Raw genomic sequence first — 13,837 nt, 5'->3', positions numbered from 1 at the left:
ATACAACGAGTTTGAAAACACGCCCTAGGGTGAGGTCAAGCGCCACAATATAATAACCTCACCCCGCGCTTCACCACACCCTCTGGTTAGTTACCTCACCCCGCCCTACGGGCACCCCTCTCCTTATTAAGGAGAGGGGAATAGGAATAAGTTACGCACTAAAGTACTTCGCTACTGGGTGATAAGTGATAATCGCAGTCGTAGACTGTTCAGGATAAAGCTGTTCACTTTCATTCATGTGCAAATCAATACGTTCTGCCCCCAACAACTCCAGCTGCTTGTATTGATCCTGAATATTCGGACAAGCCGGATACCCAAAACTATACCGCGAACCACGGTAGCGCTGAGCCAAAACATCTCGAATATTATCCGGTTCCTCTGCATCAAAGCCCAATTCCCGACGAATACGAGCGTGTGTCCACTCCGCCAGCGCTTCTGCCATCTGCACTGCAAAACCGTGGAAATACAGATATTCTGTGTACTTATTATCCGCAAACAGCTTTTGCGCGTACTCAGTCGCAATCTCACCTACAGTCACCGCCTGCATCGGGAACACATCAATAATTCCCGACTCCTTCGGCGCAAAGAAATCTGCAATACATAACCTCCTTAACGACCTTTGCCTCGGAAACTCAAACTTTCCTATTTCCTTAGTGTCCTTCGCGCCTTTGCGGTTCGTTTCATAAACATACAAGCTATTCCCCTGGGCCTGACAAGGAAAATACCCATAAACCACCTGCGGATACAACAACTTCTCCCGTATAATCCGCTGCTTCAAATCCTCCAAAATCGGATAGACCTTCTCATCCAAGAAAGCCTGATACTCCTCCTTAGACTGCTCTTTCGGCTTGCGGAACTGCCATTGCCCTGCAATCAAAGCTTGTAAATCTAAATACCAGAAAACCTCCTCCAAAGGAATATCCTCTGGTTGGAGTATCTTCGTTCCCCAGAAAGGCGGTGTCGGACGTTCAATATCTACCGCCACAGCTTCAGAACGACGGGTATCAACTTCTTTTGGTTCAGGAGATTTTTCCTCAACCGCCTCCGCTACAGCCTGTTTGTGACCATTTCCTGACATTTGAGTAGTTTCAGCGGTTTCATTCAAAAATCCCCGCAAATCATCCCATTGACTTGCTGCCTTCGCTGGCATTAACTTATCCATGAAGTGCAAATCAGAAAATGCATCTTTGCCATAAACCACTTTACCTTTGTAGGTATTTTGGCAATCTTCATGAACAAACTTGGGTGTCAGTGCTGCACCACCCAAAATCACAGGGACGGTAATTCCCTTTTCGTTGAACACCTCCAAATTCTCTTTCATGAAAGCAGTGGATTTCACCAACAAACCACTCATCGCAATACAATCAGCTTTGTGCTGTTCGTATGCATTGATGATGTTCTCCACTGGCTGCTTAATTCCCAGGTTAATCACCTTGTACCCGTTGTTCGACAAGATGATATCAACTAAATTCTTACCAATGTCGTGAACATCGCCTTTCACCGTAGCAATGATGAATGTCCCCTTAGCATTGTTACCAGCTTCTGATTTTTCCATGAACGGTTCCAGATAAGCCACTGCTGCTTTCATGGTTTCGGCTGACTGCAAGACGAAGGGAAGCTGCATTTGTCCAGAACCGAACAACTCACCGACAACTTTCATACCATCCAGCAGGAACGTGTTGATAATTTCCAGCGGAGGATATTTTTCTAAAGCTTTGGTGAGTTGTTCTTCTAAACCAATGCGTTCGCCGTCGATGATGTGGCGCTTGAGACGTTCTTCAATGGGTAGATTTTCGTCAACGCCTTTGTCACGTTTGGTTGTCACCCCTTCAAATAACTTCGTCAGTTCTGTCAAGGGATCATAAATACAAACATTTCCTTCAAATTTCCGCTGATCGTAAATCAACTGGCGACAAACTTCTTGATGGTGTTCCTCAATCTTTGCCAGTGGTAAAATTTTACTAGCGCTGACAATTGCCGCATCCATACCAGCAGTCATCGCCTCATGTAAAAACATTGAGTTGAGGACGATACGTGATGCGGGGCTAAGACCAAAGGAGATATTGGAAACACCCAAGACGACATGACATCCAGGCAATTCTTGACGAATTCGGCGGATTGACTCAATTGTCGCTTTACCGTTAGCACGGTCTTCTTCAATCCCTGTGGAAATGGGTAGGGCTAAAGTATCAAAAAATATTTCGTGAGGTGGAATGCCGTATTCAACAGCTTGACGATAAGCACGTTGGGCGATCGCAAACTTTTTATCTGCCGTCCGCGCCATCCCATCTTCATCGATTGTACCAATAACAACACCAGCACCGTATTTCTTTGCGATTTCCAACACCTTCAAGAAACGCGGTTCTCCATCTTCGTAGTTAGTGGAGTTCAGCAAACACTTACCTCCAGCAACTTTCAGTCCCGCCTCCATCTTTTCCCATTCGGTGGAGTCGAGCATTAATGGAAGTGTCACATTATTAACAAGACGTGAAACCACTTCGTGCATATCACGCACGCCGTCACGTCCAACGTAGTCAACGTTGACATCTAAAATATGTGCGCCTTCCTTAACTTGCGCCCTCGCCATTGACACCAGTCCATCCCAATCTTCCGCATTCAGTAACTCGCGACATTTTTTGGAACCACTGGCGTTGAGACGTTCGCCGATAATTAAGAATGAATTGTCTTGGTCGTAAGGTTGGATATTATATATTGACGCCGCCGCTGGTTCAAGTTCAGGATGTCTAACTTTTGGCGTCAGTTCTTTGGCAATTTCTGCTAATTGTTGAATGTGTCCTGGACGTGTCCCACAGCAACCCCCAATCACTTGGACACCCAAATCTTCAACAAAATGCATTAATGACATCCGTAATTCCATTGGTGTCAAGCGATAATGAGCTTGACCACCGACGTTCTCTGGTAAACCCGCGTTGGGAATACAGGAAACCACGAAAGGAGAATGTTCACACAGATACTTGATATGTGGTTTCATCAAATCTGGACCTGTAGCACAGTTCAGACCAAGAATATCTATTCGGTAGGGTTCGAGAATTGTGAGTACGGCGTTGATTTCCGTCCCAACCAGCATTGTACCCATTGTTTCCATTGTAACGGATACCATGAGCGGACGGCGATCGCCTTTTTTGGCAAAAACTTCTTCAATCGCATTTAGCGCCGCTTTGATTTGCAGCACATCTTGGCAAGTTTCAACAATAAATAAATCAACTCCACCATCGAAAAGTCCTTCCACTTGTTCAACGTAGGAACACTTCATGGTGTCAAAGTCAATATGTCCCAAGGTTGGTAGTTTAGTTGTTGGTCCTATAGAACCTGCAACGAACCGAGGTTTTTCTGGAGTAGAGAATTCCGCAGCAACCTGCTTTGCAAGTTCCGCCGCTGTTTTGTTGAGTTCATACGCCTTGTTCGCCAAGTCGTATTCGGCTAAGACAATCGACGCACCGCCAAAGGTATCTGTTTCAATCACATCAGCACCAGCAGCGAGAAAGTCCCGGTGAACTTTTGCAACAGCTTCTGGCTTAGTGTAAACGAGGTACTCGTTGCAACCTTCGTACTGAGGACCACCGAAATCCTCAGCAGTCAGATTTTGCGTTTGCAGGTTAGTTCCCATTGCACCGTCGAAGACGATGATTGGGCGTGTAGGACTATGCAAGTGTTCTAAGAAAGTAGAAGTCATATTCTCCAAGAGAAAATTGGGTTAGTCTGGAAATGTTCAACTACATATACTATTTTCTCGAATTTTGAGTGCTTGGGAAGTATGAAATGTCAGTTCCCTAAGCCCTCCTGCGCGCACGTTGGGCAAACGGGGAAATTCATAAGGGTACACGTATGGGCTTTGTGTACACCAAGGAGGCAATAGCTTCGCTTGCCTTAGGCGCAAAGCGCACGCTACGCAAACGGCAGATCGCCTATCCTGAGAACCTGGAGTATTCTCAATAAGACTAAAAAAATCAGGTTTTTTCACGAAAAATCAAGGCTTATAGATTGTATGAGTTGCAATAAGTAGAACCACCAAATTAAACATAAAATGCGTGGTGTCAGAAACCCGGTTTCTTTAAGAAACCGGGTTTCTAGATTTTAGTTTTTTTGTGTTGACCTACTTAAACCCGGTTTTTGAAGCTGGTGCAACATCTTTGGTGACAAACAACTACAATGTCTAAGCCTTCCAGAGAAAGTTATTAAGAAAGATTAAGCTCATCTTCATGAAAAATTTGGTATCAGTATCCTTCAACAGGAGGCTTTGCGATGAACGCGTCTACACTACGGGATTCCTTGTGTATACGTGCTTAGCGCACGCTAGCGAACAGCATAACATTTTTAACTTTTCAGACATTCTCTTACGGAAGAATGAAAATTATTCTTGAAGAGAAAAATTTTGAATAAGTGAATTTGAGCATGCTCGTGTGGGACTTTAAAGTGTTGCTCAACATCAGGGAAGAGGCAAAATTCTGTTCATTCAAAAATGAAAAATTAAAACTCATTTTTTGGGATTTTTCATGTGGAATTTGAGCTTGTTCGTGCTTGATTCTTTAGTGGTAAGGGTTTCAAATAAGTTTACAAATCTTTAACTAGATTTCTTTCCGTCAGTCTACTTAGCTGATTTTATTATCTATAATGAAAAAAATAGTTTTTTGATAGTCTTGTCTTTTGAAAAACTTGCGTTTTGTGTTCTAAAAAACATTTGAATATAAAAATAAGCATCATGTTCTTCATCAATAATCAAAGTATTTTCAATCAAAGAATTTAGCTCTCGTTCTGCTATCAGTGACAAACGAGGAATTCTTCAATGGTTCTGAATCATCTTACGATTACCTAATTCATACATTTGTCACATAAAAGTTAACACAAATGATACCAGACGAATGGTACATACTTATCATCTGCAAGTTGAGCATATGTAGGCTGAAAAGAAAATTTGTAACAGTTTGTCATGAAAGAATCTCACAACCAAGCATAAAAATCGTTATTTCTTCTGTCTTGACTGTAGCTCTGACTTTTCACGCTTCGTCCTTAAATCACGGAACAGCGTAGCTTTTTCACAGCCTCATTCTCAATAGTGATGAATGAATGAAAATGAGCAACGGAAAAATCATGGCTTGGGAAATCCTCAAAATAACCCTTTTTACATGCTGTGAAAAATCAAGACCGTAGCTGCTTTATTCTCATTGCAGACATCCTTAAAGTTTAGCAAAGGAAAGCTCAAGATGGTTATTTCTTTAACTAAGCAAAATCAGCCTAGATTAGCCCTAATACGCGATATGGTATTGGCTTTACTAGAGGAAATGGTGGCTGACTATGACGAAAAGTGGGGTGGAGGGAAAATGTCCGCCGCTGCTTATGATACTGCTTGGGTGGCTATGGTTCGAGAGCCACATTATCCTGAACAGCTAGCGTTTCCAGACTCTTTCAACTGGCTTCTTAGGCATCAATCAAAAGATGGTAGCTGGGGTTATCCACCTCAGACAATAGTACCTACCCTGGCAGGTCTTTTAGCTTTGTTGAAAGCCCCACAGCAAACTGAATTAACTCGTTATGCTGCTAAGCGCGCTGAGATTCACTTACGGACTGCACTCGGACAATGGTCAATTGCTAACCATGAAAGTGTTGCCTTTGAAATTTTAGTACCAAAACATTTGGAAGAACTGGAAAATTTGGGTGTGGTGTTTGAGTTCCCACAGAAGGCTGAATTGTTAAAAATTTATCACCACAAGTTGAGTCTTGCTTCCTCGGAACTTATTTACAGTGGTAAATCTGGCTTGATTCATTCTGTAGAAGCTTTTGCTCCTTCTATTGATTTTCAGCGATTGAAGCCATTACAGGCAAGCAACGGTAGCTATGGTATTTCACCTGCAGCGACTGCTGCTGTTTTAATTCATAGTCCAGAGTGGGATACACCTGCTGCTGATTGGTTAACACACTTATCGAGTCAGGCTCGCAGGACTGGCGATCTAGGTGCTATGCCTAATGCTTATCCGATTGATGTTTTTGAGGGATCTTGGGTTTTATACAACCTGCTTCATGCTGGGTTCGATTTCACAGATAAAGCTTTTAGTTTGGTTTTACAGAAGTTACAAGTCTGGTTGCAGAAAAGTTTAAACCCTCAGGGCGCAAGCTCTTCCCGAATTGTAGGTTTGCCACGAGATGGGGATGATACTGCGATGATCATAGCAGTGCTCAATTTGTTGGCAAAGCAAACGGGAATGAAAACAGTCGGGCTTGACCGTTTGCAAAACTTTGAGCACGACACTCACTTTTGTTGCTTCCAAATGGAGCGATGTATTTCTCCAAGCGTCAACGCTCATGTGCTGACAAGCTTACTAAGCGTGCCTAATCCCCCTGACTGGGTTGTGAAAAACAACAGTATTAGCAAAGTAGTTGACTATTTATACAGCACCAGAAACAGTGATGGTTACTGGTCACAAGCAGATACTTGGCATACGAGTCCTTATTATGTTACAGCCTGTGCAACGATGGCTTTATCAGAACATCCTGACCCAGTCGTACGAAATAAGTTGCAACCGACAGTTAAATGGGTTTTAGCAACTCAGTCAGCAAAAGACGGTGGTTGGAGCATGAATAGCAGCGAAGGCTCGACGTTGGAAGAAACAGCCTACGCTCTCAATATTTTGAATACTGTTAGGCAAAAACCAATAGAAAAAACACTGCGAACAACCCAAGCACGCTTAAGTCAAGCTATCAGAAGGGGCGTGAACTACTTACGGCAGTATTTGGATGAATTGAGTTCTCTTACAGAAATAGCTAGAGATTTTACATTACCTTCTCTATGGCGAGGTAAAGAGTTGTATTTACCTTTACGGATTATATTTTCGGCGGTGCTAGCGGCGCTCTATCAGGCTTATACAAGTGAGCAGGCTGTTCCTAGATAGGCTAGAGCAACAAAAATTAAAGAGAGTAATAAAAACATGGAAATTAAAGAAAGTTATTTTAAACAACAGCAAACTTTAAAAAACGCAGATACAGCACGAGAGCATCAAAACAATCACCCATCTCCTTTTGAGCTTTCCCCCACCCTAAAAACCTGCCCTGTTGTACGTGGATATCCCTTCGTTGGTGTATTACCCGAATTATTGCAAAATCCTTTGCGGTTGTTTCAACGAGCGGTTAAAAACCACCCAGGTGAGATAGTCGCACTGAAATTAGGACCTATTCAAGCTCATTTAGTCACTCATCCTAAGCATGTTCAGTATGTGTTGAACGATAATTGGCAAAATTTTGGTAAGGGTGATGCCATGTGGAAGCCAATACGGCAAATAATGGGCAACGGTTTGGTCACGAGTCAGGGTGAAAGCTGGTTTCGCAGTCGGCGCTTAATGCAGCCAATGTTCACAGCCAACCAAATTAATGCTTTGACAGAACTTTCAGTCAAGATCATTGCCGAGGAGCTTGCACGTTTTGAAAAAGCAGCAAATGGTGGAGCAATCGACATGGAAAATGAAATGACGCTGCTTATGCAAAGCCTTATTTTAGGTGTCATGTTCAGTTCGAGTATCGACTGCAACAGAGCTGAAACTTTGGTCAAGGCGCTAAAGATTATCTTGCAACAAACCAGCCGTCGTTTGTTCCTTTGTTTTCTCCCGAAGCAGTTCCCAATACCAGGAGAGAGAGCTTTTCGCAACGCCATCCAGACCACTGACGATACAATTCTCACTATCATTCGCACTAGACGCCAGAGTGGTTTTAACCAAGGTGACTTGCTTGAAAGGTTGCTGCAAGCCCGTGATGAAGAAAGCAAGACTGGGATGAACGATCAACAACTGCGGGACGAGAGCATCTCGCTTTTCCTTGCTGGCTACGAAACTACGTCTACCACACTGACATGGGTCTGGTATCTGCTTGACAAGCACCCTGAAGTCGAGGGCAAACTTCGGGCAGAGATTGACGCCGTCATTGGCAAACGTCATCCCACCTCTGCAGACGTCGTTAAACTACAGTACACCAAAATGGTCATCCAGGAAGCTATACGGCTCTATCCGCCTGGCTGGTTCTTGGCGCGAGTTGTCCAAGAGGATGATGTTATCGATGGTTATGCGCTCAAGGCAGGGACTACAGTTGTGCTGTGCCCATATTTAACCAATCGCTTGTCCGAGTTCTGGGATCGACCGGAAGTTTTCGACCCAGAACGATTCGCTCCAGAGCGCTTTACACAGAGACACTCCCACAGCTACTTTCCATTTGGTGGTGGACCGCGCTATTGTATCGGCAAACACCTCGCCCTTTTAGAAACACAATTGATTGTCGCCATGATGGTGCAGAAGTACCGACTACGGTGCATCCCTGGACATCCTGTCGAGGCGTTGCCAGGAATCTCTCTCCGCCCACGCAATGGTTTACGAATGACTGTGCAAGCAGTTTGATGTCAACAACAGAAAGTAAAATGGAAACTTTAAAAAATACAGCCACAGTGAATGAACTTTCTGGTATTCCAGCAGTAGACCGCGCCCATGTGCTACAAACTGCACTATCCATCTATCCAGAAGTGGAAAACTGGGTAGCACAGTTCCCGGTGATTCTACCGCAACGGATAGCAGCAGTGTGTTTAGCACTAACTGCAACAGCTCCCTACGTACAACCATCTGTGATTGTTAAAGCGTCTATCCTATCGCTAATCATATACGCTGTGGATGACTTGGTTGACATAACCGAAGGTTTTCTGGACATGACGCTGACAGTTGAACAAATGGAGGCAATGTTAACGTTATATGTGAAGCTCGTCCAATCAAGTGCCAACTCAACTTATCGTGATTATCCAGATTTAATTAAGGTATTTCCTACAATTAATGAGTCGCAGCCCTGGGTGCAGATAGCTAATGCTTTAACAAAATTTTGTCAGGAATTGCAAAAATTTCCAGCTGCTGCGATTTATTACAGTACATTTGCGAAACATTTTAAGTTAGGTCTGGAGGCTATGCTCACAGAATTATACTGGAGCCAAGCTTTCAAAGAAACAGGAACTTACCCTACTTATGAACAATATCTCCTAAATGGTAGAAAATCCATAGCAGCACCGCTCATCCTAAGTGCGTTGCTAGCAATGGTGGGTGAACCTGTGGATTCTGAATTTAGCCTCAAGCCTCCCTATGCCAACTTGGAGACTCTTATAGATGAAATGATGTTGACCTCTAGCTGTGGCATGCGACTAGCTAATGATATACGTAGTTTCGAGCGCGAACGCCAAGCTCAAAAGCCAAATAGCCTTTTAATCTTGATGATGACTCAGGGTTTAAGCCAGAAGGAGGCTGAAGCCATCGTTCTCAAAGAAATGGATACATACCTCCAAAAAATGGAGGAGCCGATTTCTTTACTGCCGTTTAGTCTTAGTGTCTGGGGAGATTGCACTAAAAGAATGACCTGGTTTACGTGTGCTTGGTATCAAACCAGGGAATTTCACGACTTTACGAAACAGATGCTGGCGGCTTTGCGCTAGTAGTTAATCCAAGTTGCGGGTTACAAACATAAGATAGCAGAAATAGCAATTATTTCATTATAAAATTCTTATGCACATAACCATTTTGACTATTGGAAGCCGGGGCGACGTGCAACCGTTCATCGCGCTTGCACTCGGCTTAAAACAAGCCGGACACATCGTTAGATTAGCAACCCACGCCAATTTTGAAGCGGAAATTCGCTCCTTAGGGTTAGAATTTGCACTGCTTTCTTTCAACCCGCAAGAAGAACTGCAAAAGCAAGCTGGACAAGCATTATTGCGAACGGGCAAAAATCCAATCACGTTCTTCCTCAATTTAACCAAAATGGTCAAACCCTATCTTACAGGTTTGATTAAAGAAGCCTGGGAAGCTTGCCAAGGAACTGATGCAACAATAGTTTGCATCTGGCTGATGTTTACAGCGTTGGATTATGTGGAGAGACTAGGTATACCTTTATATATTGCTGGATTCCAACCTACCATTCCGACACGCGCATTTCCAAGTCCCAACACACCGCCAGAATTAGAGCGCTTGGGAGTCATTTACAATCGCTTGACCTATTCGTTGATATTGTTTTTGTTATGGCAGTTGTTTAGTGAACCTACCAATGAATTCCGTAGTTCCGTGTTACAATTACCACCAATACCATTTTTGCAAGGTGCGTTGGGACGAATAAATTTTTGGAAATTACCGTTTTTTCATGCTTATAGCCGAGAAGTTGTCCCACCTCCACGTGATTGGTCTGAGTATACACACGTAACTGGATATTGGTACTTAGATAAACCCGCTAATTTTTCACCCCCACAAGATTTAATTGATTTTCTCGCTGCAGGCTTACCTCCGGTTTACATCGGGTTTGGCAGCATGGTCGGTGAGGCAGCGGAAGCTACCGCAGAAATAGCGCTTGCAGCGTTAGCAAACACTGGACATAGAGGAATTTTTCTCAAGGGTTGGGGTGGAATTCGCAATGGGAACTTGCCGGATAACGTTTTTATCATTGAATCGATACCCCACGACTGGTTATTTCCACAAATGATATGTATCATTCATCATGGCGGTGCGGGAACAACGGCAGCAGCTTTCCGCGCTGGAGTACCTGGAATTGCAATACCATTTTGCTTTGATCAGCCGTTTTGGGGATATCGTGCAGCGAAGTTGGGAGTCAGTCCCAAACCGATTCTTAGCAAAGAATTAACGGTAGATAAGTTGGTATCAGCGATTGAAATAGCAGTGAACGATAAAGCAATGCGACAGCGTGCTTTGGCGTTGAGGGAAAAGATTTGTGCGGAGAATGGTGTTGCGGAGGCAGTGAGGGTTTTTCATCAGTATTTGACGCATACCAATTCAGAAAATCTTGAGGCAAAGAAACAGTGATATTTACTACTCACTCTCTCACTCTCTCACTCTCTCACTCCCTACTGCCAATTTCCCACCAAAACGTAAGATGCCCAGTAATAGGGATGAGGAGGTAAAGCTTTAAGTTCTTCAAATGGTGGCTTTGCCCTAAGCGACTCTATCAACGACAATTGAGCCACCCTGAGGGCATCTGATTTTTTCTCTCCTGGTTTTTTTAAGTCTTGATAAAATTTACCCATCACTTGAGCCGTGGAAGCATCTCCCACAGGCCAAAGAGTCGCGAGAGTACTGCGTGCGCCAGAACGTACAGCAACTCCTGCCAAACCTAAGACAGCACGCTCATCACCAGTGGCAGTTTCGCAAGCACTTAGCACGAGGAGTTCCAAATTTTTTTCTGCTTTTGTTAACAAAGCACTTAACTCATTAATACTTATACTTTTTCCATCTCCTGTAATAATAAAGTTTTTTTCAGGATTAGAACTGAACAATCCATGAGTCGCTAAGTGAACAATAGGAAAATTAAATTTCATCTGGTTTTGGATAGTTTTTGCAGTAAATTCCTTATTCAGGAGTTTCAAAGAAGAAGGAAAAGCTTCTTTAATTTCATTTAATTCTCTAGGCACGTTAGTGAGTGCAGGAAAAATCTCTTCTTGTACTTTAATTTGCTCACTGATTCCAGCTGCTAAAACCTTAAGCTGTTTCTGCTTCAATGGTTTAGAGTTTACAAGTTGCAGACTTGGAACCAAAGCAATGCTATATTTCTCAATTAGATATTGTTGACCATCGTAGAGTGCAGCCATTGGCACTCTCTGCAATTGACCATTGAGTACAAAGACCAAATTTTTGATTTCATGAGCACTTAACTCTGTCTCAAAAGGTTTGATTAACCAGTTATAAAGCTGTCCAAAAATCGGTAAAATCCTCTGACCATTTTCTTTTAACTCTTGTGCATCTGGGTTAGAAGTGGATAAGATATTGCGAGCAGAAGTATTGACAGTGATATTGTCTAAGTTATCATAAAGCCGATCCAGAACGTCATTAACTTCCTGATCACTAATAGGAATTGCGACTTCCTGTAGGGATTTTCCTGGTAACGATAAGATAACTTCTAAACGCTCTTTTAAAATGATGGGATAGATGACAGCCGCTTCGGGATCGATATCATCAATCTGCACTGCGATATCCGTTTCTTGTGAACAGGGGTCTTGAAAAAAGTTGTCTAATTCTGCTAATTGTAGAGACTCAAGAACCCTTCGAGCAAACTCTAAACGACTCTTAGGTTTATTCGCCTCTGCTTTTTCCTGCCTGATGCTGGCATTCGATACGACTAAGGTATTTAATTCGCTTGGACTCAGTTCTGATTTCAAGAGCAAATCCGCGAGTTCAGTATAAACAGGTTTGACCTCTTGGAGAAAATCAAACTGAACATCTCGATTGTTTGCGTTTAAATCGCTGCGCAGAGACTGGAGAGTGTTAAAAGCTGCTGTGTAAGCAGCAATTGCTCCTTTTGTATCTCCCTGTTCTCTTAGTAAAGTTCCTAACTGAGATTGCCAAAGATAACTAATTTCCCGGACATCTTTTGTAACATTTTGTTCTGGGGCTAAAACCAGAGCTTGCCGAGTCAGTTCAATCGCCTGACTTAGCCGCCTCTGTTGATGGTATAATCTGCCTAAATAACCGAAAGCATAAGTTTGTGCTTGTTTGTCTTGTAAGCTAAGAGCTTGTTGCAGCGCTGTGTTCAAAACAGGTTCAGCTTTATCTGTCTGTTTGCTTAGCATTAAACCTTGAGCAAAGTTTATTTGAGCATATATTGCTGCATGATTTGGGGGAAGACTTGCAATACTAGATGAAATCTGAGTTTGCAAAGCTTGTGCATCTTGAGTTAACTTCATCTTTAACTGGGACAAAAAATCTTTTGCCCGTTCGACTAACTGAGATTCGCCAAACTTAGACCAAGAATCTATACGCCGATTCGTTTGCTCTTCCCACCATTTTTGCAGTTCTAGTAAGAGTTTGAAGTGATTGAGGCGTGCTTGAACTTTAGAAATTGGTGAAGCTGATGTGACTGTTGCTGCTTGGATATAGTTATTTATCGCTTGTTGGTAAGGCGCTAAAGCAGCTTCTTGAGATTTGCGGTCTATAATTTCAGTAATCACTTCATAGTCCCAACGGTCTCGTATTTGCTTTCCTAAAGCGCGTTCGGTGTTACCTAAACTCAGCAAAACAGCACTGGACTCTGGTAATTCTTTCAGAACTGACAAACTCAATTGCAAAACTTTTTTGGACTGATTCAACAATCCCTGTCTTCGCAGGACTTCACCAAGACTACGCAAGCCAACAGCTTGAGTAAGTGAAATAGAATTTTGCTGTTGAGAGAGATTTGCCAGGAAGCTATCTATTTGTTTTTGGCTACAGCTTGGGTTGTTAATGGCAAAAGCTTGGAGTAAAGTCTTACAAGCTTTGGGATATAATCCTAAATCTTGAAGGGCTTGGGATTGGTTGATTAGACTCTTAGTTATTCCTTCGCGATCGCCTATCTGCTTATAAGCCGCTGCTGCTTCTTCCCACAACTTAGCTGCTTCATCATATTTTCCGGCATTGTAGAACTGTTGACCTTCGCGTGCTAGTTGCAAGGCACGACTAGAAGAATTGGGAATTTTGTTCGTCGCGTAGCGCGCTTGTTGGGTCTGTTCAGAATTATAATTCTTGAAGGCTGCACGGCTTGTATTCGACCAAGCTGAAATACTCAAGGTGGACACCAGTCCAAACAAAACTAGAAGTATTAAGATAACTATACGACGGTATTTTCTGATAATCATATTCATTCGAGTTAAAAATATTCCAGTTAAAAATTATTCTTTCTTATGGCAGTTTTCAATTGGGTAGAACATGAGTTGGTTGTAGGGGCACAGAGCATTGCTCATACGTCTCAACTTAAGCTGAAAACCTTGTAATGACGTTACATCATGCCCTTATGATTGCCCATAATTTTCGTACAACCCCACCCCGGTTTTGTC

The 13,837-nt window shown here is 42.9% G+C and carries 6 protein-coding genes; 4 read left to right on the top strand and 2 right to left on the bottom strand.

The genetic code is table 11. The features are described 5' to 3' along the window. Nucleotides 1-151 precede the first annotated feature (151 nt). Nucleotides 152-3,694, bottom strand: coding sequence for a methionine synthase (metH, locus tag DP117_RS30085; RefSeq protein ID WP_169221866.1), 3,543 nt, complete (start codon nucleotides 3,692-3,694; stop codon nucleotides 152-154). Between the two features lie 1,528 nt (nucleotides 3,695-5,222). Here metH and DP117_RS30080 point away from each other — a divergent pair. From DP117_RS30080 to DP117_RS30065, 4 genes are all read left to right on the top strand, one after another. Then, entirely contained in the window at nucleotides 5,223-6,905 is a 1,683-nt protein-coding gene (locus DP117_RS30080; protein WP_169221865.1) for a prenyltransferase/squalene oxidase repeat-containing protein, read from the top strand. A gap of 36 nt (nucleotides 6,906-6,941) precedes the next feature. Continuing rightward, complete coding sequence (locus DP117_RS30075; RefSeq protein WP_169221864.1) at nucleotides 6,942-8,393, top strand: cytochrome P450; 1,452 nt, start codon at nucleotides 6,942-6,944, stop codon at nucleotides 8,391-8,393. Further along, entirely contained in the window at nucleotides 8,393-9,463 is a 1,071-nt protein-coding gene (locus tag DP117_RS30070; RefSeq protein ID WP_169221863.1) for a terpene synthase family protein, read from the top strand. The genes DP117_RS30075 and DP117_RS30070 overlap by 1 nt, the downstream gene beginning before the upstream one ends. A gap of 70 nt (nucleotides 9,464-9,533) precedes the next feature. Beyond that, nucleotides 9,534-10,838, top strand: coding sequence for a glycosyltransferase (locus DP117_RS30065; protein WP_169221862.1), 1,305 nt, complete (start codon nucleotides 9,534-9,536; stop codon nucleotides 10,836-10,838). A 41-nt stretch (nucleotides 10,839-10,879) separates the two neighbouring features. Here the strand turns inward: DP117_RS30065 and DP117_RS30060 are convergent, their stop codons facing one another. Next, the gene (locus tag DP117_RS30060) at nucleotides 10,880-13,645 is read right to left on the bottom strand and encodes a CHAT domain-containing protein (RefSeq protein WP_248277889.1); all 2,766 of its coding nucleotides are present in this window, start codon (nucleotides 13,643-13,645) and stop codon (nucleotides 10,880-10,882) included. Nucleotides 13,646-13,837: the final 192 nt, after the last annotated feature.

It is taken from the genome of Brasilonema sp. UFV-L1 (assembly GCF_012912105.1).
In the GTDB taxonomy this organism is placed as follows: Bacteria; Cyanobacteriota; Cyanobacteriia; order Cyanobacteriales; family Nostocaceae; genus Brasilonema.
The sequence above is the reverse complement of the archived record's forward strand: the minus strand, read 5'-3'. Positions and strand labels throughout refer to the sequence as shown.